Origin of the sequence: Sideroxydans lithotrophicus ES-1, assembly GCF_000025705.1 — a bacterium.
GTDB classification, from domain to species: domain Bacteria; phylum Pseudomonadota; class Gammaproteobacteria; order Burkholderiales; family Gallionellaceae; genus Sideroxyarcus; species Sideroxyarcus lithotrophicus.
In genome coordinates this window covers 708,669-731,337 of record NC_013959.1, presented here as the reverse complement: position 1 = coordinate 731,337, position 22,669 = coordinate 708,669, and the positions used below count along the sequence as shown (strand labels likewise).

22 protein-coding genes are annotated in these 22,669 nt (G+C 57.7%); 11 read left to right on the top strand and 11 right to left on the bottom strand.

The window, feature by feature from the left end:
- Window positions 1-3 precede the first annotated feature (3 nt).
- Window positions 4-867: an HDOD domain-containing protein gene (locus tag SLIT_RS03625; RefSeq protein WP_013028866.1), complete on the top strand. Its 864-nt coding sequence runs from the start codon at window positions 4-6 to the stop codon at window positions 865-867.
- On the opposite strand, the gene SLIT_RS03620 is transcribed toward SLIT_RS03625, so the two are convergent.
- Entirely contained in the window at window positions 860-1,315 is a 456-nt protein-coding gene (locus tag SLIT_RS03620; protein WP_013028865.1) for a CZB domain-containing protein, read from the bottom strand. The two genes, SLIT_RS03625 and SLIT_RS03620, sit on opposite strands and share 8 nt — an antisense overlap.
- Before the next feature lie 184 nt (window positions 1,316-1,499).
- On the opposite strand from SLIT_RS03620, the gene SLIT_RS03615 reads away from it, so the two are divergent.
- The 7 genes from SLIT_RS03615 to SLIT_RS03585 all read left to right on the top strand — a co-directional run bounded on the left by SLIT_RS03615 (window position 1,500) and on the right by SLIT_RS03585 (window position 6,967).
- Complete coding sequence (locus SLIT_RS03615) at window positions 1,500-2,639, top strand: D-alanyl-D-alanine carboxypeptidase family protein (protein ID WP_049870952.1); 1,140 nt, start codon at window positions 1,500-1,502, stop codon at window positions 2,637-2,639.
- Between the two features lie 10 nt (window positions 2,640-2,649).
- A complete protein-coding gene (locus tag SLIT_RS03610) occupies window positions 2,650-3,504 on the top strand; it encodes a D-amino acid aminotransferase (RefSeq protein WP_013028863.1) in 855 nt (284 codons plus the stop codon).
- Entirely contained in the window at window positions 3,501-3,770 is a 270-nt protein-coding gene (locus SLIT_RS03605) for an HP0495 family protein (protein WP_013028862.1), read from the top strand. The genes SLIT_RS03610 and SLIT_RS03605 overlap by 4 nt, the downstream gene beginning before the upstream one ends.
- Before the next feature lie 79 nt (window positions 3,771-3,849).
- Complete coding sequence (lipB, locus tag SLIT_RS03600; protein WP_013028861.1) at window positions 3,850-4,497, top strand: lipoyl(octanoyl) transferase LipB; 648 nt, start codon at window positions 3,850-3,852, stop codon at window positions 4,495-4,497.
- A gap of 25 nt (window positions 4,498-4,522) precedes the next feature.
- Window positions 4,523-5,407 carry an ABC transporter ATP-binding protein gene (locus SLIT_RS03595; RefSeq protein WP_013028860.1) on the top strand — a complete coding sequence of 295 codons (885 nt, stop codon included), beginning with the start codon at window positions 4,523-4,525 and terminating at the stop codon, window positions 5,405-5,407.
- Window positions 5,404-6,411 (top strand): ABC transporter permease, encoded by a 1,008-nt coding sequence (locus SLIT_RS03590; protein ID WP_013028859.1) that lies wholly within the window; start codon window positions 5,404-5,406, stop codon window positions 6,409-6,411. The genes SLIT_RS03595 and SLIT_RS03590 overlap by 4 nt, the downstream gene beginning before the upstream one ends.
- Window positions 6,412-6,679: 268 nt before the next feature.
- Window positions 6,680-6,967, top strand: a complete 288-nt coding sequence (locus SLIT_RS03585) for an integration host factor subunit beta (protein ID WP_013028858.1) — start codon at window positions 6,680-6,682, stop codon at window positions 6,965-6,967.
- A 187-nt stretch (window positions 6,968-7,154) separates the two neighbouring features.
- Here the strand turns inward: SLIT_RS03585 and SLIT_RS03580 are convergent, their stop codons facing one another.
- Entirely contained in the window at window positions 7,155-8,219 is a 1,065-nt protein-coding gene (locus SLIT_RS03580; protein ID WP_041420758.1) for a PA0069 family radical SAM protein, read from the bottom strand.
- Between the two features lie 276 nt (window positions 8,220-8,495).
- Here SLIT_RS03580 and SLIT_RS03575 point away from each other — a divergent pair, with 276 nt between their 5' ends.
- Complete coding sequence (locus SLIT_RS03575; RefSeq protein WP_013028855.1) at window positions 8,496-9,023, top strand: PaaI family thioesterase; 528 nt, start codon at window positions 8,496-8,498, stop codon at window positions 9,021-9,023.
- Window positions 8,998-9,561 carry a GNAT family N-acetyltransferase gene (locus tag SLIT_RS03570; RefSeq protein WP_150102929.1) on the top strand — a complete coding sequence of 188 codons (564 nt, stop codon included), beginning with the start codon at window positions 8,998-9,000 and terminating at the stop codon, window positions 9,559-9,561. The genes SLIT_RS03575 and SLIT_RS03570 overlap by 26 nt, the downstream gene beginning before the upstream one ends.
- 90 nt (window positions 9,562-9,651) lie before the next feature.
- On the opposite strand, the gene SLIT_RS03565 is transcribed toward SLIT_RS03570, so the two are convergent.
- The 3 genes from SLIT_RS03565 to SLIT_RS03550 form a co-directional block, all read right to left on the bottom strand.
- Complete coding sequence (locus SLIT_RS03565; protein WP_150102928.1) at window positions 9,652-10,023, bottom strand: hypothetical protein; 372 nt, start codon at window positions 10,021-10,023, stop codon at window positions 9,652-9,654.
- Between the two features lie 218 nt (window positions 10,024-10,241).
- Entirely contained in the window at window positions 10,242-10,628 is a 387-nt protein-coding gene (locus tag SLIT_RS03560; RefSeq protein WP_013028853.1) for a hypothetical protein, read from the bottom strand.
- A gap of 366 nt (window positions 10,629-10,994) precedes the next feature.
- Entirely contained in the window at window positions 10,995-11,228 is a 234-nt protein-coding gene (locus SLIT_RS03550; RefSeq protein WP_013028852.1) for a hypothetical protein, read from the bottom strand.
- Between the two features lie 259 nt (window positions 11,229-11,487).
- Here SLIT_RS03550 and SLIT_RS03545 point away from each other — a divergent pair, with 259 nt between their 5' ends.
- Window positions 11,488-12,405 carry a catalase family peroxidase gene (locus SLIT_RS03545; protein ID WP_223293818.1) on the top strand — a complete coding sequence of 306 codons (918 nt, stop codon included), beginning with the start codon at window positions 11,488-11,490 and terminating at the stop codon, window positions 12,403-12,405.
- Window positions 12,406-12,534: 129 nt separating this feature from the next.
- Here the strand turns inward: SLIT_RS03545 and SLIT_RS03540 are convergent, their stop codons facing one another.
- The 6 genes from SLIT_RS03540 to folE2 all read right to left on the bottom strand — a co-directional run bounded on the left by SLIT_RS03540 (window position 12,535) and on the right by folE2 (window position 22,669).
- Window positions 12,535-15,939, bottom strand: a complete 3,405-nt coding sequence (locus SLIT_RS03540; RefSeq protein WP_013028850.1) for a UvrD-helicase domain-containing protein — start codon at window positions 15,937-15,939, stop codon at window positions 12,535-12,537.
- A gap of 156 nt (window positions 15,940-16,095) precedes the next feature.
- The gene (locus tag SLIT_RS03535) at window positions 16,096-18,705 is read right to left on the bottom strand and encodes a PD-(D/E)XK nuclease family protein (RefSeq protein WP_013028849.1); all 2,610 of its coding nucleotides are present in this window, start codon (window positions 18,703-18,705) and stop codon (window positions 16,096-16,098) included.
- A complete protein-coding gene (fdxA, locus tag SLIT_RS03530; RefSeq protein ID WP_013028848.1) occupies window positions 18,702-19,025 on the bottom strand; it encodes a ferredoxin FdxA in 324 nt (107 codons plus the stop codon). The genes SLIT_RS03535 and fdxA overlap by 4 nt, the downstream gene beginning before the upstream one ends.
- 17 nt (window positions 19,026-19,042) lie before the next feature.
- A complete protein-coding gene (locus SLIT_RS03525) occupies window positions 19,043-19,750 on the bottom strand; it encodes a type 1 glutamine amidotransferase (protein ID WP_013028847.1) in 708 nt (235 codons plus the stop codon).
- A gap of 67 nt (window positions 19,751-19,817) precedes the next feature.
- Entirely contained in the window at window positions 19,818-21,719 is a 1,902-nt protein-coding gene (gene htpG / locus SLIT_RS03520) for a molecular chaperone HtpG (RefSeq protein ID WP_013028846.1), read from the bottom strand.
- Window positions 21,720-21,871: 152 nt separating this feature from the next.
- Window positions 21,872-22,669, bottom strand: a complete 798-nt coding sequence (folE2, locus tag SLIT_RS03515) for a GTP cyclohydrolase FolE2 (RefSeq protein ID WP_013028845.1) — start codon at window positions 22,667-22,669, stop codon at window positions 21,872-21,874.

The window sequence follows — 22,669 nt, the reverse complement described above, 5'->3', positions numbered from 1 at the left end:
CATATGAACGCACCCATAGACCTCCGCCAAGCCGTCCGCAACCTGAATTCGCTCCCCGCGATGCCCGTCATCGCGCAAAAACTGATGGCGCTCAAACTGGATAGCGATGAAGGCGAAAGGGAGATGATGCTATTGATCTCGCAGGACCCGATGATCTCAGCCAAGATCATCGGTTTGGCGAACTCCCCGCTGCTCGGCACCACCCGCAAGATTGCCGCCGTCAAGGATGCGGCCATGCTGCTTGGCTTGACTCGGGTAAAGTCGGTTGCCACCGGCATCGCGGTCATGTCGCTGGTGAGCAAACCCATCGGCCGGTTCGACCCGCAGGAACTTTGGCTGCATAACATGGGCGTGGCTTTCGGCATGCTGCCGGTGGTGCGCGCCATGCCCGCCAGGAACCGGCCGCAAGACGACCAGATATTTCTGGCCGGTATGCTGCACGACATCGGTTATCTGGCGCTGGCGCATCTGGACACACAACGCAGCGACGATCTGCATACGCGATTCGTCATCGAGCCGGACAGGCTTGCCATCGAAGTGGAGCGCGAATTGCTGGAAATGACGCACGACGAATTGGGTGCGGAGCTGGCCAAACATTGGAACCTGCCGAGCGAAGTCGTCGCCGTGCTGCGTTACCACCACACACCGGATGTCGCAGAAGCGGCCGAGGGACAACCGCTGGTGCGCATCGTCAACATCACCGAAAGGCTGCTCCCCCAGCTGGGTGTACGCGAGTATGTGGGAAATTATGTCGCCCCCGAGGAATGGGAGGCGCTGGGCATAGACCCGGACCGGGCTGACGAAATCACGGAACAGGTAGTGGAACAGGCAAATCAGGCTGCGCAGTTCACCAACTCGTTCAGCTGACGCCCCATGCCTGCTTTTTGATCGACTCATTCAGTTCTGTGAGCGTGATCAATACCCTGCGCAGCGCCTGGGCCAATTCGCTCTTGCGCAAATGCTCGGCGGCGATCCAGCTCCCTGCATGTATCAGTTCCAGCACATCAGTGGCGTGGCGGTGAAATTCAGCATGGGCATCGTGCAGGCGGCCAAAGGCTGTCAACTGCCCGAAGCGCGATGCGCCGAACCCTTGCAACCATTCTTCCAGCTTGCAACTCTGTCCCAGTTCATCCAGATCGGCTTTTGTCTCAGGCAATTCACCATGCACGAAATCCTTGACCCGCCCGAAGAACAGCACATGGGACTCAGCGACTTCCACGAAATCTATCCCGATGAAAGATGGAGCGTGCGCCTGATCGATCCGGTTGGGCAGTTTGCCGATTTCCTGGCCGAGTCTTTCGCTGATTAGTTGCATCCTGTTCTCCTTGACCATCACTGTGGGGGCGACCTTTTTATCTCCGGCAAAAAGCAAGGGCAATATGCCATACGGACTAGACCGTACCTATATCCCGCCGGAAAATATCTATGCCATCCCTAGTCCGCCGCCAGCCAAGGCCCGTGCTTGCTATAATCCGCCCATAGCTATCCGACCAGATTCCATGAAACGCGCCCTGATATTTCTATTCGCACTGTTGCCGACGCTGGCATTTTCGCAAGAGCAAGAGCAGTCATCCTCTCCACCCATCCTCGCTGCCAATTCTTACGCACTGTACGACTACACCAGCGGGCAATTCCTGGTGGAACAGAACGCCAACGCGCATATCCCGCCAGCCCAATTGACCAAACTGATGACGGCCTATGTCGTGTTCAGCGCGATCAAGCAGGGCAAGTTATCGCTTACCCGGAAACTGTTGCCATCGGCTTATGCCACGCGCATGCAAAATGATGAGCCGCGCATGTACCTGACTGCCGGCAAGGAGGTGTCAGTTGAAGAATTGCTGCGCGGATTGATCGTGCAGTCCGCCAACGATGCTGCACGGGTGCTGGCGGAGACTCTCGCCAATCATGAAATGGCGCTGGCCGACGCGATGAACAACGAGGCGCAGCAGCTGGGGCTGAAGGATACGCATTTCGTCAATGCCACCGGCACCCCCGATGCACAGCACTACAGCAGTGCGCACGATCTGGCCTTGATCGCTGCCGCGCTGGTGCGAGATTTCCCCGAGTACTACCACATCTACTCGCAGCGTGAATATCAATACAACGGCATCAACCAGTTCAACCGCAATCGTCTGCTATGGATGGACCCCTTTGTGGACGGGCTGGCGACAGGCAATAACGAATCCGAGGAATTCTACATGGTCGCCTCGGCCAAACGCGACGAACGGCGCCTGATCTCGGTGGTGATCGGCACCGCAACCGAGAAGCTGCGCAGCAGCGAAAGCCAGCGCCTGTTGAACTACGGTTTCCAGGATTTCGAAGCGATCAGGCTCTATGCCAAGGATCAATTGGTCAGCAGCAAATATGTCTGGAAAGGCACCGCAAAAGAAGTCGAGATCGGCTTTCGTGCGGATCGCTACATCACCATACCCAAAGGCCGACGCGATGCGCTCAAAGCCACGCTGGAGACAAAGCAACCGATACTTGCACCGATCGACCGCGGCCAGCAGATCGGCACCTTGCACCTGACCCTGAGCGACAAACCCTTCCTCGACCTGCCCGTGGTCGCGCTGGAAGATATACCATTGGCGAACGTATTCTCGCGCGGAGTGGACAACATCCGGTTGCTGTTCCAGTAAAGGAGTAAGCATGACCATTTACCTCAATGGTTCATTCATGCCGATCGAAGAAGCCAGGGTGTCGGTACTGGACCGCGGCTTCATCTTCGGCGACGGAGTCTACGAAGTCATCCCGGTGTATTCGCGCCGCCCTTTCCGCCTTGCGGAGCACCTGCAGCGCCTGCAGCACAGTCTCGACGGCATCAAGCTGAAGAACCCGCACAGCGAGAACAAGTGGGCAGACGTCCTCTACGAACTCATCGCCCGCAACGAGCCGGATGACCAATACATTTACCTGCACATCACCCGCGGCGTCGCCAAGCGCGATCACGCTTTCCCGAACCCGCCGGTACCGCCGACCGTATTCGCGCTGAGCAACCCGCTCACCACGCCTCCTGCGGAACTGCTGCAAAGCGGCATCGCCTGCATCACCGTTGCCGACAATCGCTGGCTGCGCTGCGACATCAAGTCCATCGCGCTGCTGCCCAACGTCTTGCTGCGGCAGGCTGCTGTCGAGGCGGGCTGTGCCGAAGCCATCCTGATCCGCGACGACGCCTTCCTCACCGAAGGCGCCGCCAGCAACATCTTCGTGGTGAAGAACGGCAAACTGCTGGCGCCGCCCAAGGACAACCTGATGCTGCCCGGCATCACCTATGATGTCATCCTTGAGCTCGCTGCCGCCAACAGCATCCCGTATGAGGTGCGGCGCATAACGAAAACAGAGGTGTTCGGCGCCGACGAACTGCTGCTCACCTCCAGCACCAAGGAAGTGCTTGCCGTCACCACACTCGATGGTAAACCCGTGGGCAACGGCAGGCCCGGCGCGATGTTCGCCAGACTGCATCCGCTCTACCAGGCTTTCAAACGGGACGTGATGCGCAAATGATCGACCCCAAAGAATCCCTCATCGAATATCCCTGCGATTTCCCGCTCAAGGTGTTCGGGGAAGCGCAGCAAGGCTTTGCGCAAGCCGTCGCCGCAGTTGTGCAGGCGCATGCGCCCGACTTCGACAGCGCGACCATCGAGATGCGCAGCAGCAGCAATGCCAGATATATCAGCCTTACCTGCGTCATCCGCGCCACCTCGCGCGAACAGCTCGACAATCTGTATCGCGATCTGACTTCGCACCCGATGGTCAAAATGGTGCTGTAATAGACATTGCCTTCCTCGCCAACCCTTTCCCCCCAAAGCGGATAAGGCTTGGTAAGGAGGTAAAGAGGAGGAATGCTCCATGCAACACCCATTAATCCACATCAAAGCACTGGGCATGGTCGACTACGAACCGACCTGGCGCGCCATGCAGCGCTTCACTGCCGAGCGCAGCGCCGACACCGTGGACGAGATATGGCTGGTGCAGCACCCGCCCACCTACACGCAAGGCCAGGCAGGCAAGCCGGAGCACCTGCTTAATCCAACCGACATCCCGGTGGTGAAGATCGACCGCGGCGGCCAGATCACCTACCACGGCCCCGGCCAGATCGTCGCCTACCTGCTGCTCGACCTGCACCGCTGGAAGATCAACGTGCGCGAACTGGTACGCCTGATGGAGCGAGCCGTGATCGACCTGCTGGCGGAATATGGAGCACAAGCGGAAGGCCGCGAGGATGCGCCCGGCGTGTATGTCGGCGATGCCAAGATCGCCGCGCTGGGGCTCAAGATCAAGAAGGGTTGCAGCTACCATGGCTTGTCGTTCAACGTGGACATGGACCTGTCTCCGTTCGACAACATCAATCCCTGCGGCTACGAAGGATTGCGCGTCACCCAGGCCATCGAACTCGGCATCACCGTGCCATGGGAAGAACTGCAGGCGCAACTGACCCAGAATCTGGTGCACGGCCTGCAGCGGCACCTGGACAAAAAACGTTTGCTCGAACAGTGACTCTCAACAGCCGGACCATTGCGACATGCCTCCCATAATCACCGCCACCGATCTGGTCAAGCAATACCCCGGCGTCCTTGCTGTAGACCATATCGACCTTGCCATACCCACCGGCATCTGTTTCGGTCTGCTCGGCCCCAACGGCGCGGGCAAGACCACGACCATCGAGATACTGGAAGGCATCCACCTTCCGACCAGCGGGACGGTGCTGTACAAAGGCGAACCACTGGGGGCAAGGTATCGCGAAGAGGTAGGCATACAGTTCCAGCACACTGCGCTGCAGGAGTTCCTGACGGTGCGCGAGACGCTGGAGCTGTTCGAACGGCTCTATCACCGCACCGTGCCGATTGCCGAACTGATCGAACTCTGCTCGCTGGCGGATATCCTTGATCGCGACACCCGCAAGATCTCCGGCGGACAGCGGCAACGCCTGCTGCTCGCCCTGGCCCTGATCAACGATCCCGAGCTGATCTTCCTGGATGAACCCACGACCGGACTCGACCCGCAAGCGCGGCGCAATTTCTGGGACCTGGTCAAACTGGTCAAGTCGCGCAACAAGACCATCGTACTGACCACGCACTACATGGAAGAGGCTTATGCGCTTTGCGACGAGATCGCCATCATGGACAAGGGGCGTATCGTCTCGCAGGGTACGCCACAGCATCTGCTGTCCGAACATTTTGGCGACGTGATACTGCAGATCCCGGATACCGACGCGGCAGGCAAGCTTGGCGGATTGGGTCTGAGCGCTATCCAGGCCGGCGACATGCACGAGATCAGGACCAACCGCCTGCACCACACACTGCAGCAACTGATCGAAAACGGCGTCAATCTCGATCACCTGCGCATCCGCGCATGGACGCTGGAAGACCTGTTCATCAACGTGACCGGAAAGAAGGTCAGCCCATGAAGAAGTTCCTCGCCGTATTGCACGCCCGCAACATGGAATTCCTGCGCGACCGTTCCGCGCTGGCATGGAACCTGGCCATGCCGTTCATGCTGGTGATCGGCCTGGCATTTACCTTCTCCGGCAACAACAAGGAGATCTACAAGATCGGCGTCGTGGGCGGGCTCGACAGATTGCACAGCGTCGCCCCGGCACTGCAGTCGACGAAGTTCATCCAGTACATTCCCTACGACGACCTGCATGTCGCCGTCGGCAAGGTCGAACACCATCAGATGGACATGTTGATCGACGTCAGCGGTGCGCCGAAATACTGGATCAATTCGAGCTCCCCCAACGGCTACCTGCTCGAACGCATCGTCTGGGGTACGGATGGGCACCGTTTCGAACGCCAGACCGTGGAAGGCGCGGAGATACGCTATGTAGACTGGTTCCTGCCCGGCATCCTGGGGATGAACATGATGTTCGCCTGCCTGTTCGGCGTCGGCTTCGTGATCGTGCGCTACCGCAAGAACGGCTTCCTCAAACGCCTGAAAGCGACCCCGCTGGGAGCCTTCCAGTTCCTGTTCGCGCAGCTGGTCTCGCGCCTGCTGTTGATCATGCTGGTCACCACCATCGTCTATGGCGGCTGCAACCTCTTCATCCGGTTCAACATGCAGGGCTCCTATTGGACGCTGTTGCTGGTCGCGACACTGGGCGCGATGTGCATGATCTCCATCGGCCTGCTCATTGCGGCGCGCACTGCCAGCGAAGAACTGGCCGGCGGCATCCTCAATATCGTGACCTGGCCGATGATGCTGTTGTCGGGCGCCTGGTTCTCGCTGGAAGGAGCCCAGGTCTGGGTACAGAAGCTGTCGCTGATCTTCCCGCTGACCCACATGATCACTGCTGCACGCGCGATCATGAACGAGGGCGCCACGCTGTCCCAGGTGATGCCGCAGATCTGGACGCTCACCGTCATGAGCGCGATCTTCATGGCCATCGGCGCGTATGTGTTCAAGTGGGAATGACGGCGCCGATCCAGAGCCACCCTGCTTCCATATCTGAATTGTTCACCAAAGCTGTGCGCCAGGCCGCTTCTTGGTGCGGCCATTTCCCTGCCTGCCCTCCACTACCAAGCTAAGCTATTGATAAATAGTGGCACATATCTTGGCACAGTGTTTGCTGACTGATCAACTGAAAGTGCTGCAGATCAGTGTTCTGCTACTTTCATGTTTCTCCCACCCATTTGGGCATCCTCCGGGATGCCCACTTTTTCACAGGATGAAAGACACTTCCATGAATCGCAGCGACCTGATCTCCAAGTTGGCCGAACAAACGCCGAACCTGCAGGCAAAAGATGTCGAGCTTGGGGTGAGGGTCATCCTGGATAAATTGGCAACGACCATCTCGAAAGGCAATCGCGTGGAGATCCGCGGTTTTGGCAGCTTCGGCCTGAATTACCGAAAACCGCGCAATGGTCGCAATCCGAAGACTGGCGCGAAGATTGAGGTTGCTGCCAAATACCATCCGCGATTCAAGCCGGGAAAAGCGCTAAAAGAAATGCCCATCCAAGGTGAAAAATGAAGGCACCGAAATCAAGAGTAGCTGAGGTTTTCTATTGGCTGATCGAAAGAACCATGCCCATGATCGCCGCGATCACCATAGCCGACTCGATCAACCCGTCGAACTAGTGTGGTGGTATTTTCGCTTCACCCCGCCAAGCTGATAAAACAAGAATGCCGCTCCACTTTTAATCACGCCCCTGCTTCTGCTAAAACAAGTTACGCTGCCCATGCCGATTCGGCTTGATGAAGCGCGTCGTATCCAGCGCCAGCTGCCCGCGATTGAATCCCAAGCGCTCGCATGCAAGGTCAAAACGCCTGGACAGCAGCTGCGAAAACAACCCATTTCCGGTAAAGCGCGTGCCGAACTCCGGATCGTTCTCGCGACCGCCGCGCATCTCGCGCAAGCGGCTCATCACATGTTCCGCTTTCAGCGGGTAATGCGTAGCAAGCCAATCCTTGAACAGGTCTTTCAGCTCATAGGGCAAACGCAGCAAGGTATAGGCCGTTGAGCGCGCACCGTGGTCGTATGCCGCCTGCAGCACATTCTCCATTTCCGTATCGGTCAGGAAAGGGATCACCGGCGCGACCATCACGCCGCACGGCACGCCCGCCAGGTTGAGGCGCTCGATAGCCTGCAATCTGCGACGCGGCGAAACTGCGCGCGGTTCCAGCTTGCGCGCCAGCTCTGCGTTCAGCGTGGTGACGGAGATGAACACTTGCACCAGGCCGTCTTGCGCCAGTTGCGCCAGCAAATCAAGATCTCTCTCGATCAGCGCCGACTTGGTCACGATGGAGAGCGGATGCCTGCACTCTGCCAGCACCTCCAGTATCTGTCGCGTGATCTTCCACTCGCGTTCGATCGGCTGGTAAGGATCGGTATTCGAACCCAGCGCGATGGGCGAACATCGATAGGAAGGCTTCGCCAGTTCAGCGCGCAATAGCTTCGGCGCATCGGGCTTGGCGAACAGTCTGGTCTCGAAATCCAGTCCGGGCGAAAGGTTCAGGTAACCATGCGAAGGCCGCGCATAACAATAGATACAGCCGTGCTCGCAGCCGCGATAGGCATTGAGCGTATGGTCGAGCGGCAGGTCCGGCGAATCGTGGCGCTGGATCACGCTCTTTGCGCGCTCCACTGTCACTGTCGTTCTGAATGGCGGCAACTCTTCGTCTGCAGCACTCCAGCCGTCGTCGATACGCTCGCGCACCGCACTCTCGAAACGCCCCTCGATCTGCAGCGTCGCACCCCGGCCTTTTGCCACTTCATGTTTCATTCGATCCCAGTCCACTCGCATCATTGCCAACGCTCTTTCGACTCCCCCAATCGACTCAGAACGTTCGTTCTGTCGCAACTATATGGCGTCAAGAGAGGCATTGTCAAATGGGCATGAGGGGCGCTGATTCAACTTCACTCGACCAAACATCGCCACTTGTCGTAGCGGCGAATGCCTTCGAGTGTTGCGCTCGATTCAGGGAGTGTTTAGAGTGAACGCCATGAGCGAACAAATTCCGCACCGGCCTTTTTGCATGTCAGCCCACCCGTCCAATCAATGAATCGGTTACGCAAACTGTTCACTGAAAGAACACGGGAGAGCTTCTCGCTGCGCTGGTTCGGGCTCACCAAGATCCCCCTGCTGTCCTATGTTGGCATTTCAGTCGCGGAAGTTTCGCCTGAGCGGATGGTGGTCAGGATCCCACTGCGGCGCAGGACCAGGAATCACCTCGGCTCCATGTACTTCGGCGTGTTATGTGTCGGTGCCGACTGCGCAGCCGGAGCGCTCGCCATGTACCTGATCAGGCGGCAACCGGAACACATCGCGCTCGTGTTCAAGGATTTCAATGCTGGGTTCCTCAAGCGCGCCGAGGGTGAAGTGGAATTTTGCTGTAGTCAGGGCAAGGAGATCGCCGATCTGGTCGCCCAGGCTGCAGCATCTGATGAGCGGGTCGAGCGGCAGGTCGAGGTCATTGCCACCGTCCCGTCATCAGGCCTTGAACCGGTTGCCAGATTCAAATTGACGCTCTCGCTGAAGAAACGGGCCAAGCCCGGACAAAGTGGACAAGCTATCGCAGCAAGTTGAAATTGAAAAATATCAGGCAGAAAAATCGATGAGCAAACACGCACCGCAAAAAACGTTTGGTAAAACCACAGAGAACCTTGCCAACTGCCGATTGACCAGCCCGTTGACCGATGAGCAGGCCCTGGCAATAGCAGAGATGCTTTCGATTTCAGAGCCGTGGAAAACCCTGAAATTCTCCGCCGCAGCATTGGCGAAATATTTGATGCGCGATGACACCTCGCTATACCGATACGCGGTTTCTGTTGATGGCAAATTGGCTGGAGTCATTTGCGTGCGCTATCCCTGGCTGCGCGGTCCCTACATCGAACTACTGGGCCTATCCCAGGATCACCGGGGACAAGGTATCGGCAAACAGATACTGGCCTGGACCGAATCAGAAGCGCGTCGCGAAGCCAGGAACCTGTGGGTTGTGGCTTCGTCGTTCAATCACCAGGCCCTGGATTTCTATCAGGGCCTTGGCTTCCAACCGATCGGCCCGATCCAGGGGTTGGTGACACCGGAATACGATGAGATATTGCTACGCAAATGTTTGGATTGATGTCTGCCAACACCGCATCCGAGTTGCACCATAACAAGATGCGATCATGCACAGACAACGGCCGGAAATCGTCAATTCCGGATTTTTCAATTAAATCTCTTCTTCGATAACGCGAAAGTCGCCGAACCAAGGCGATACCGCAACTGAAAAAATTACAGTATCGCCTTCTATCTCGGCAATAATCCAATATCCACCTACTCCCAATACTTCAACCCACTTCTGCAAAAGTGGTTCAACTTTCGTATCACCAAAAGCAAGTTTTTGTCGAACAGCCTCGAATACTTCCTTATTTTCTCTGGCCAGAGTCCGTATATTTCTTAGAATTTCATCCACTGCTCCGCGTTCCGGTAGATAACCTCGATCAGTATAAGGAATCATCGATGGTATTTTTGAACTTGGTTTGTTCTCCACAACATATCTGGCTGCTGCAATAACTTCGTTTTTATTGTACCGAATCTTCATTTTAGCCTCCGTGAGGATTCTTTCTCTTCACATGATCCAAACCAAAATAATTTCAAGTCATGAAAATTCATGGGTTCGGCGAACGTCAGGTTGTAGCAGGTTTCGGAAGTGACCCCGTAGCTATTCAAGCCACAGGCAGCCATCGGCTATTATCGTATGGATAGACTTGATAAAGTAAAGCCAGACACCGGCTGTCAGTTCAAGGTGAACTACTCAAATTAATTTGAGCAAACCGGTTTCATTTTGCAGGCCGCACACACCTCATGCCTGGCTGCACGCACTTTTACCAAATCCGCCAACCAGGTTTCACATTCTTTGCCATATTTTTGCAAGAACGCTTGCGAGTGGATTCGCAGATACTCGATGATCTGAATCAATTTGCAGGCAGTGAAATCAAATGGATTTTTTTTGGTGTATTCGTTCCAGACAAACTCTTCCGGGAGAACACCTGCTTTTCTCATGTCGGCAGAATAGCCGAATATTTGATAAAACTTGTCGATATCCTCTATCCAGTGAATCACTTCTCCATTCACTTCAATGCTCCGATACCTTTCATGGCGAGGGTTGGAAAGATTGTAAGTGATATCAGGCAGTGCAACTTCCATAACGACTCCCTTGCAGCTTGAACTTCGAATGCACCCGGCAACGCGCTGTTCAATCGCAGAATATTCTTCGGATTTGCACTTCAGGCTATCAGCAGGCAGAGCGCATTGGTATATGCCAAAGTGCATATACCTTGAACTATTACTTATCATAAGTATGGGTATTTTCTGGCAATCCTTGCGGATGTACTGGTTCGAGGCCTTACTGAAGCCTTCCAGGTGCATTGTCTATGCAATGCACCTGGAAGGCAGGAAGGCCGATCGAAGCGACCTTAAAATTGCTCCTCTACACCACAGCATCCAGCACTCCATCGGCAAACACCAGTTCACTGCTTTGCCTGTATATACCGGTTGCACCGACGTTTAATGCTACCGTATCTGCGTACGGTAGCTGCCGTCCTCGCTATCGTCCAGTTTGCAATCTCCCCATACTTCGTCGTCGAGTTCGGCCAGACGGTCGATGCGTTTCAATTCTCCCTTGGCATGAATGACGGGCATCTCGCTGCAGGCGCCACGATATCGCAGTGCATCCAGGACGTGGGTAAGTTTGCGCATGCCAGCCATTTGCGCAGAAGACAATGCTGCGAAGATTCTCGATTCCATGAATGTGCGAGGTGTATCTACGGTGTTGAGCGTATTGCAGCAGCACATTTTAGGGAGTCTACTTATCCACTGTGCACCACAGCAGTTATTGCCGCGATACCGCCCCGGTCGTAATCGCCTAACGCTTGATATCGCTTAGAAGTTCTTCAACCTGATGAAAGACGCTGACATGGACACCAAATCAATTTCTCTGACAACATGCTTGCTAACTGCCACCCTTACCTTAACTACGCCCTGCAGCAGGGCGGAAACAAACGGAGTGACTGCCGAACAGGCGGTGACAGCCCTCGAAAATACTTTTGGGGTAACCCCCGGAGAACGACGCAATCACACCAAGGGAACCTGTGCTGCGGGTGAATTTGTCGGCACGGCAGCGGCTGCACCCTATTCGCGTTCGGCGTTGTTTTCAGGGAAACCAGTGCCAGTCGTCGCTCGTTTCTCGCTGGCCGGCGGCAATCCCAAGGCACCTGACACGGCGAAGTCCGCGCGAGGCATGGCCCTGGAGTTCAGGCTGCCTGGTGACAACCTCCAACACATAACGATGCTGAACACGCCCATATTCGGCGCGGCCAAACCCCAGACATTTGTGGACATGATCATCGCCTCCAGGCCCGACCCGGCGACGGGCAAACCCGATCCCGAGAAGATCAAGGCATTCCAGACAAGTCATCCCGACAATCTGGCACAGGCCACGTTTCTCGCCAAGAACAACCCGCCGCCAAGCTATGCCAACAGCGCCTTTTTTGGCATTCACACGTTCAAGTTCATTAATAGCGACAACAAGATCACGTATGTGCGCTGGCGGTTCGTTCCGCAGGATGGGGAAAAGAGGCTGACTAATGAGCAACTGAAAACGTCTCCGCCGAACTTCCTCGAGGAGGCGCTGATCAAGCGCACGAAACAAGGTCCGATACGTTGGGACATGCTGGTTTCCATAGGCGAGCCGGGCGACACCGAGGACAACCCGACCATCGCCTGGCCCGACAACCGCAAGACAATCAAGTTTGGAACGCTGACGATTTCTTCGGCCATGCCGCAGAAGGGCGCCGAATGTGAAAAGATCAACTTCGATCCGCTGGTGATGTCGGACGGCATTGAACCGACGAATGACCCGATTCTGCTTTTCCGCTCGCCGGCATACGCGTTCTCATTCGCCAAACGGATGGGCGGGATATAGCAGACGACAAGCTCCCGACTGATCCTGATGCGCAAGGAAAAATCCGGCGGGTTGGTACTTGCTGCGGAACATGCCAGAGTGTGCGGCGTTAAAGCACAACACAGGTGGTGCTCTCGAAAGGTGTGTATCCTACACCTCGCTCAATACCCCATCCGCAAACACCAGCGCGCAGCGCACTACCTTGCCCGCATACACCGATTTCATCGCCGCCCGATATTCCTGCATCTGCTGGCGGTAACGGTCGGCATCTTCACTGTCACCCAGCTTGTAATCCACCACCCACACTTCGTCGTCGAATTCGACCAGACGGTCGATGCGTTTCAATTCGCCCCTGGCGTTGATGTAGGGCATCTCATTGCAGGCATTGCGGTATTGCCGGTCGTCGAAGAAGCGTACTAGTTGCGGCAGGGTAAGCAGGTGCTGTGCCTGCTGCAGCAATGATTCGAATTCCGCGAAAGGAATACCGAGGCGTTGCTGCAGCATCTCCCTCTCCCCTGGCCCCGTAAAAGCGCCCTCTCCCGCCGGGAGAGGGCGTGGGGTGAGGGGCGGGCGAAAACCAGCGACTTGCCCGCTTGCGGACTTAGTCGAATGGCTAGTAGTTACATCAGGAGAAGTTTCCGAAAGGTGTTGCAGCAACGCGTGCAGCCAGATACCGCGTTGCTGCTGCATCGTGTTGCGTGCGGCACGTTTTCCGGCAGGTTCAATGGCGGGCAAGGTAACCAGTCCTGCTGCACCCTGTTTTTCCACAGCGGATGGCACTGCCTTGCGCAGCGGGTTCTCCTGATCTCTCGCCACTGCCGCGATGCGCTCATACCACGTGGTAGAGCGATTTTCCTTGCCGCCCTTGTTGCCGCTGACAATGAGCGCCTGTTGCGCGCGGGTCATGGCGACATAGAGCAGATTCATCTCTTCTCGGGCCTGCTGTGCGGCGTCCTGCTCAAACAAGTGGGCGCGTTTCTTACCGCGCGAGGCTTGGTCGGCATACAACGAGAAATGCGATGGTTGTGGTTCTTGCGTAGGCCAGTCGAGCAGGACATCGTTGCCAGCCATGCTCCTCTTTTCCGCGTTCGCATCCAGCAGCCAGACGATGGGCGCTTCCAGACCTTTCGACTCATGTACTGTGTAGATGCGTACGGCATCACCTGCCGAGCCGAGCTTGCCTTCGTCCGGCGCATCATCTTTGCTGTCGCGCAGTTCGCGCAGTTCTTGCAGGAAGCGCGGCAAACTGGGGTAGCGGCCCGCATCCACGCTCAGTGCGATCTCCATGAAGGCATGCAGATTGGCGGCGACCTTGGCGCGCATCTCGGGCGGCAGCACGGCGGCATAACGTGCCAGCACATCGCCCTCGAAATAGATACGGTCGAGCAGGTCGTGCACGGGGAGTTTGTCGGCAAGGGCAAGCCAGCGTTGTAGCAACCCGGTGGCACGGCGCAGTGCGGGCGACGGGTCGCCGAGATGCTGCAGGCGCTGCCACCATGAAGTTCGAGTGCCGAGTGCTGAGCGCTGAGCAGAAATCTCTGCGCCGCCCTCGCTACTTGTCGCTCCGTACTCGGCACTATTTTGCGCCAGGCGCATCAGATCCGCATCGCTGCAGGCAAAGATGGGGGTGCGCAACACTTGCGCCAGCGCAAGGTCGGCGAACGGAGTGATGAGGAACATCAGCAGCGCCTGCACGTCTTCCGCTTCCAGCGTGTCGAGCAGGCCGCCGCGGCGCGAGCTGATGAAAGGGATGTGTCGCGCACGCAGGGCTTCTTCGTACACCGTGAGGTGAGTGCGGCTGCGCACCAGCACCATGATGTCGCCATATGTAGCGCGACGTTCCTGACCTCCCTCGTTCACCGACCAATCACGAGCGATGGTTTGCAGCATCTCGGCGAACTGTGCGGCTTCGATCTGACGCGCACCCTCTTCCGCTTCGTCTCGTGGCGTCGTCAGCGGATCGCGCAGGCGCAACTCTTCGCCTTCTCCCCCAGCCCCGTTAATATCCCCGCCCCCATTGGGAGAGGGGATAACTTCGGCGACTGCCAAAGGCAGCACCAGCACATACCCTGGCAGTTCTTTCTGGTGCGTCTGGTGCTCAACGAACTCGAACCCATCCGGCTGCTCATGAAACACAGCATTCACCGCATCGACCACCGGTTGCGAGTTGCGACGCGTGAGGCTGTTGCCCTGTGTCTGGGCCGAGAAATATTCCTGCAGGTATTCACGCGCCACACCGAACAGTCTCGCATCGGCACGACGGAAGCGATAGATGGATTGCTTGGGATCGCCGACGACAAAAACGGTAGGCTGCGAATCCACGGCCACCGATGCATCGAACCACGCCCGCAGGATCTGCCATTGCAGCGGGTTGGTGTCCTGGAACTCGTCCAGCAACACATGGCGATAGCGGCTGTCGAGCTTGTATTGCATGGTCTCGGCATGTTCGCTCTGTTGCAGCAGTCTGCACAACTGCCATTCCAAATCGGAGAAATCCATCTGCTGCTTCTGCGCCTTGAGTGCCTGGTAGCGTTCAAGGAAAGCCACGCCGCAATGCAGCACAGCCTCATTCAGGCGATAGGCCTGCTGTTCGGCAAGCGTGTCGCGCACTTCTTGCAGGCTGCCGAACAACGCCTCGCGCGTTACCAGAAACGCTTCAGCATCCTGTTGCTTGGTCGGTTTGAAACTGCGGGGTTCGCCTGCCTGAGTAAAAAGCGATGGCTGAACCTTCGCAAAGCGTTCTTCCGGCCTCGAGTCTGTCCAGGCAAGTTCCAGCTCGCTCGCCTTGCTCTTCTGCGTCCCCGTGCCATCGTTCGCCAGTTGTCGCACGAAAGCGAAAAACACCTCTTCGCTGTTGCCGCACATGCCCCAATCGGCGACCGGATCGAAGTCCATGTCCACGGCCAGATCGGCACGCAGCTTATCCAGTGCAAAGGCAAGCACATCGGTCTGGCCCTGGGTATAAGCCCACCATTCGGCACGTTTGCCGAGGAAGTTGAACAGCAGCTTGCGCGTATTGAACAGGCCGCATTCGCCGAATAGCCACTGCATGTACTGCGCCAGAGCCCCATCCGGCTGCTTGCGCATCTGCTCCAGCAGTTCCTCCCACGCTTCTTCCTGCTCGCTTCCCGCACGCTCCAGCAGACTCATGCCCAGCATCACGTCGGCATTCAACGGCGCACGCTGCATGACTTGCATGAACCAGCCATGAAAGGTGCTGATGGTGATGCCGGGTTGTGCCAGCAGCACACTGCCGTAGAGGCTGCGGGCACGCTGCAGTTGCGACTCGCTCAGGCTTTCCAACCCACGCTCGGCGAAGAACTTGCGAACTGCGGCATCGTCAGCCATCGCCAGATCGCGCAGCCATAGTTGCAGACGCGCCTGCATCTCCTGCGCCGCTTTGCGGGTAAAGGTGATGGCCAGGATCTGCGAGGGCTGCGCGCCATCCAGCAGCAAACGCACGATGCGCGACACCAGCAGCCAGGTCTTGCCGCTGCCGGCGCAGGCTTCGACGACGATACTGTGCTTGGGGTCGAGGGCCAATTGATTAGACATGACAGCCTCGGCAGAAGCTCATATAACCGTCGCGAGCAATTCGAGATGCAAGCTGCCGCGCAGCGAACGACGAGACATACCGTGGGTAGTAGGCGAGTAGTGAGCGGGCACGCAGCGCAGCAGATTGAATGCGCAGCAGGTTGGATGGGCTTATGCTCATACCCATTCCCCTTTGCGGCACACACCCCGCATTTCGCAATGGATACATACCTGGTCGATACCGTTCGCGGGCAATCCAGTACCGCCGCGTATTTTTCCCATGACCTGCACCAGGCGCTCGGCATTGAGTTGCGCCAGCAATGGAACATCGCCTTCGGGTTCGACCGACTTCACTTTCCCGCTCTCGATGCTGAGGAATGCGGCATCCGCCGCTTCATGCGCGTAGGCGTAACAGGCCAGCTGCACATCTTCTCCCGGTTCGCGCAATTTGTTGCGCAGTACCTGGTCGCTCTGTGTCTTGTAATCGAGGACTCGCTTCTGTTGCCCATTCATATCCAGCCTATCTATGCGTCCGCGCAGGCGTACACCTTCCAGCTCCCAATCGAATGCACTCTCCGACTCCACGTAGCGCCAGCCCTGCGCTTCGTTCACCATCTGCCATTCGATGTAGGCAGGCAGCGCCTTGAACCAGCGAGCCAGCCACGCACGTGCCTCGAAATCCTGCTGCAGCAGGTCGGCGAACACTTCCTCGCTGATCTGGCGCAGTGCAACCTCCATCGTATCGCGGGAATGTTCGCTCACGCGCGGATAGCGTTCGTGGAAACGCTGCAGGATTGCGTGCACCCGCTCGCCGTAATCGCGCTTCTCGATACCTTCCTGCACTTCATCCAGTTCATTCAACCGCAGGATATGGCGCGCATAGAACTGGTAGGGACAGGCAACCAGGCTGTTATAGGCACTGATCGAGACGCCTGTCGGAATGATCTCCTTCTGCACAACCGGCGCAGGTTGCGCCGATTGCGGCAGCTCGACGGCACGTGCCTCTTCTGCCGCAAGATACGCAGGCAATTCCGATTCTGCGAGATCGTCACCCCAGGTCAACAAGTGAAGATCGCGCAGTATCTCCAGATACGGACTGAGCAGCCCTGCTTCGCCGTTCCTGTCTTTCTGCCAGGTGACCAGCACGCAATCGTTCAACGCCAGCAAGGACAGCAGATCGTCGCGTTGCCGCTCGGCATTGATGGCGCGCGTCGGCAAGTTCAGGCTGCTGCGCACGGCATCGTTGAACCAGCGCCCGCCGTCCGCCACGCTGGGCAGATGGTCGGCATCGCAACCCAGCAGCAACACCGCATCGAAAGCACGCCAGCGCGTCGCCGCAAGGTGGGTGAAGCGCACCTGGCTATCTATGCTGTTGTCGCGGTAGGTCTGGGTGTCCAGCTGCTGTGCCAGCCAGCGCCGCCATTCGGGGAAACGGTAGCGACCCTCGTCAGCCGTCAACTCCTGCTGCCAGGTTTCCAGTGCGCCCAGCAATTGCATGCCCGCATCATCCTGTAGCAGGCCGCTGTCGATACTCAGCACCTGCAAACTCTCGCGCAAGGCCGCGAGCCATTCCGCCAGCGTCCTTTTCTTGTGCTGTTCCAGCAACGCAGCTGCCTGGCGCAGGCGCGCCAGAGGTTGATGCAATACGGTTTCGTGCTCGACCAGCGCGCTGAATTTTTCTAGCCCGGCCACCACTCCCTGTTTGCGCAGCAGTTGCTCCAGCTGGTAAACGGCCGACTTGCGCTCGCTCGCCGTCATGTCGGCGAAAATGAATGGCGACTTGAGCAGATCGAGCAGGTCGTGATGGTAGAAATCGCTTTGCAGCGCGGTGAGCCAGCGATCCAGCACCGTGCTCACCGACAGCGTGGCAAAGGTCCAGCCGGTCTCGTCCGCCACCATTATCTCGGCTCGTTCCAGCAAGGCGCGCATGCGCCGGGCCACCACACGATCCTGGGCGACGATGGCGATGTCGCGTTTGCCGGCTTGCAGCCACAGGCGCACTTGCATGGCGGCGGCTCGGGCTTCCTGCTCCAGGCTGGTGGCTGCGAAGAAACCCAGCTTGCCCCCAAGCGAAGCAATGCTTTGCGAGCGCAGTCCCGCGGACGACTCGTGCAGCAAACTGCCCCACTGCGCATCCATCTTGCGCAGGTCGAACACCTCCACCGCGGCGCGCCCGGCATACTCGTCGAGGAAACGCTGTTCCAGCGCGCACCAGTCCGACGTGCGCAATACGAATAGTGGCTGCCTTGCCTGCTCCGCCAGCTTTGCCAGACGTTGCTGATAGGCGCGCCCCGCGTCCAGTTCCTCACCGCTCTGCATGGCATGCCAGAGTTCAAACACCAGCCGCGCTTCCAGTTGCAACGTACTGTTCTTCCGTGCCTGATACGCCTGTTGCACTGCGGCAGCGAATGCATCCGCATCGCCCGGCAAGTCGGCAAGTGAATGTGTCAGCTCGTCGAAGAGCACCAGCAACTCCTGCGTCATGCTCCACAGGTCGGCCTGTTCGAACCATTTCTGCTTGCGCAACTGCTGGTACAGCAGGGCGCTGCGCTGACTATCGGCGGCGACTGGCGATTCGAGCGCGATGCCTTGCGCCCACTCGTTCAACGTTACCATCTGCGGCAGCAATAATGCGGGGCGCTGCGCCGCGCGCATCAGCGCCTGCGCCAATGGCTGCACAACGTGGTAATTGGGAAGGAGGACAGTGATATCGCGCAGATCGGGCGCGGGGTGCGCAGCAAGGATGCGCAGGGCGATGCGGTCGAATAATGCTGCTGGAGGACTCAACGTTCAAGCAGGCGTAATTTATCTTTCACATCGCGCCATTCATCCGCATCGGCCGGCGCAGCTTTCTTCTCGACGATGACTTTCCATTGCTTCGCCAGTTCGGCATTGAGCGCAATGAACTGGCGCTGATCCACCGGCACGTCGTCTTCAGCAAAGATCGCATTCGCCGGGCACTCCGCCACGCACAGCGTGCAGTCGATGCATTCTCCCGGATCGATCACCAGGAAATTCGGGCCTTCGTGAAAACAGTCCACCGGACATACGTCGACGCAGTCGGTGTATTTGCATTTGATGCAGTTCTCGGTAACCACGTAAGCCATTTTTACCTCCCCGGTGATTAATGGACCAAACCGTGCATCCAGTGCCGATAAAGTTGTGATGCCACACGTTGCAGCTCCGGCAACTTGTCGTGCATCTGTTGCTGCATCGCCTCCGCAGATTGTACTGCCGGACTGCCCACACTGGCAGCAATCTCGTCCGCACCGGCAGTGCACCAGTCGCGAATCATCTGCTCGGTCATCTCGACATGGCACTGCATTGCCAGATGCTTGCCGATAGCGTAAGCCTGATTCTTGCAATGCGCACTGGACAGCAGATGTACCGCGCCCGGCGGCAGGCTGAAGGTTTCGCCGTGCCAATGGAACGAGTCGAACTGTTCGATATTGCCGAACCACGCACGCGCCGTGTCATTGTCCGACACATGCACCTTGCCCCAGCCCAGTTCCTTTGCCGGATTCCTGCCCACCACACCGCCCAGCGCCTTGGTGATGAGCTGTCCGCCGAGACAGTGGCCCAGCAACGGGATATCCCTGGCATAGGCATCGCGGATCAGCGCCAACACTGGTGGTATCCACGGCAGCTCGTCGTTCACGCTCATCGGTCCGCCCATGAACACGAGCCCCGAGAACGCACCGGCATCCGCCGGCACCGCCTCGCCCTGGTCGATGTGGATCATATGCCAGGGTATGACGTGTTGATTGAGGAACTGGGCAAAGTGCCCTGCACCCTCGGTAGGTGAATGGCGGAAGATGGCGACTGGCTTCATATCGATTGCGGAAGGTTAAGGGAAAGCGGGTGGATTCTACCCTCCCGCTCTCCTGGCTCTGTTGAGTTTATTTGCCCATCTCCAGCATCAGCTGGTTGATGCGTTTGACGAAACTCGCTGGATCGTCAAGCTGCCCGCCTTCGGCAAGCAACGCCTGGTCGAACAGCACGGCTGCCCAGTCGTCGAAGTGCGCTTCCTCTTTCTGCAAACGCGACACCACCGGATGCCCCGGGTTGATCTCGAGGATGGGCTGCATGTTTGGCATCTTCTGGCCCGAGGCCTTGAGCAAACGCGCCAGATTGCCGCTCATGTCGTGCTCATCCGCGACCAGACAGGCTGGGCTGTCGGTGAGACGGTGGGTGACGCGCACTTCCTTGACGCGATCAGCCAGACTGCTCTTGATCCTCTCGACCAGTGGCTTGAACTCGTCGACCTGCTTCTCCTGCTCCTTCTTCTCGGCTTCGTCTTCCAGCGCGCCCAGATCCAGGCCCCCCTTGGCGACGGAGACCAGTTGCTTGCCTTCGAATTCATGCAGGTTGCTCACCACCCACTCGTCCACACGGTCAGACAGCAGCAGCACTTCGATGCCCTTCTTGCGGAACACTTCCAGGTGCGGACTGTTCCTGGCGGCATTGAAAGTTTCGGCGGTGACGTAATAGATCTTTTCCTGTCCGTCTTTCATGCGGCCGATGTAGTCCTGCAGCGACACGATCTGTTCCGCGGTGTCGGCCTTGGTGGTGGCGAAGCGCAAGAGTGCTGCGATCTTGTCCTTGTTGACGAAGTCTTCGCCGATGCCCTCTTTCAGCACCTGGCCGAACTCGCCCCAGAATTTGGCAAACTTCTCCTTGTCGTTCTCGGCCAGGTCCGACAGCAGGCCCAGTACCTTGCCGGTACAGCCCTTGCGGATCGCTTCGATGTCCTTCGATTCCTGCAGGATCTCGCGCGACACGTTGAGCGGCAGGTCGGCGGAATCCACCACCCCGCGCACGAAGCGCATGTATTGCGGCATCAATTGTTCGGCATCGTCCATGATGAACACGCGGCGCACGTAGAGCTTGATACCGTGGCGCGCCTGGCGGTCGTACAGGTCGAACGGCGCGCGGCCGGGGATGTACAGCAGTTGCGTGTATTCCTGCTTGCCTTCGACGCGTGCATGGGTCCACGCCAGCGGGTCGCTGAAGTCGTGGCCGACGTGTTTGTAGAATTCCTTGTACTGCTCTTCGGTGATGTCGTTCTTGGACTTGGCCCACAGCGCGGAGGCCTGATTGACGGTCTCGTCCTCTTCAAGCGTTTCGTACTTGCCGTCCTTCCACTCCTCTTTCTGCATCAGGATGGGTTGCACGATGTGGTTGGAATACTTCTTGATGATCTCGCGCAGCTTGTAGCCAGCCAGCAGGTCGTCCTGGCCTTCGCGCAGGTGCAGGGTGATCTCGGTGCCGCGCGCAGCCTTCTCCACCATCTCGATGGAGAACTCGCCGCCGCCATCGGATTCCCAGCGCACGCCCTGATCGGCCTTTTCGCCCGCGCGGCGCGTCAGCACGGAGACCTTGTCGGCCACGATGAAGGCGGAATAGAAGCCCACACCGAACTGGCCGATGAGATTGGCATCCTTCTTCTGGTCGCCGGAGAGTTTGCTGAAGAAATCGCGCGTGCCGGACTTGGCGATGGTGCCGAGGTTGGCGATCACTTCGTCGCGGCTCATGCCGATTCCGTTGTCGGCAATGGTCAGCGTGCGTGCCTCCTTGTCGAAGCTGATGCGGATGTTGAGGTCGGACTGGTTCTCGTACAGCGCGTCGTTGTGCAGCGCCTCGAAGCGCAGCTTGTCGCAGGCGTCGGACGCGTTGGAAATCAGTTCTCTCAGGAAAATCTCGCGGTTGGAATACAGCGAGTGGATCATCAGGTGCAGCAGCTGTTTGACTTCGGTCTGGAATCCCAGCGTCTCGCGGCTGGCAGTGGTGCTAGCGGACATAAATCCCTCCTTGGAAATAGTGTGGGGGGTATTTGGGGATGGGATGCCTCTTTTCAAGGGGGCGAGGATTTGGGATTTTGGATTTAGGAATTAGTGGGACACCGCTCACGTAATACTGAGCGCGGGTTTGCTAAATCCTAAATCCCAGTTCCTCAATCCTTGGTTTTATCCCGCTCGATAAGCGCATAAGCTGAGTGATTATGAATCGATTCAAAATTTTCCGACTCGACGATATATGCCTCGATTCGCTCGTCCGCATTCAGCACTGCCGCCACATCGCGCACCATGTCTTCGACGAACTTGGGATTATCGTAAGCGCGTTCGGTGACGAACTTCTCATCGGGACGTTTCAGCAAGCCGTACAACTCGCTCGATGCCTGCTCTTCGGCGAAGCGCACCACTTCCTCGATCCACACCGAACGTCTGGTACGCACGGTGATGGTGACGTGCGAACGCTGGTTATGCGCACCGCGCTCCGATATCTCCTTGGAGCACGGGCACAGGCTGGTCACCGGGATCTGCACCTTCATGTTGAAACGATAGTTGCCGTCGACGATCTCGCCGATGAAGGTGACGTCGTAATCCAGCAGACTTTGCACTTCGGAGATCGGCGCGGTCTTGTTGACGAAATAGGGGAACGACATCTCGATATAGCCGGATTTCGCTTCCAGCTTTTCCGTCATCTCGCGCAGGATACCCTCGAACGATTCGACCGATATCTCGCGGCCGTGCTGATTGAGTATCTGCACGAAACGGGACATATGCGTGCCCTTGAAATTGTGCGGCAGATGCACGTACATGTTGAATGTGGCGATGGTGTGCTGCACGCCCTCGCTCTTGTCCTTGACCACGACCGGATGGCGGATGCTCTTGATGCCCACCTTGTTGATCGCCAGCTGGCGGGTATCGGCACTGTTTTGTACATCAGCGATGGTTTCTATTGAATTCAT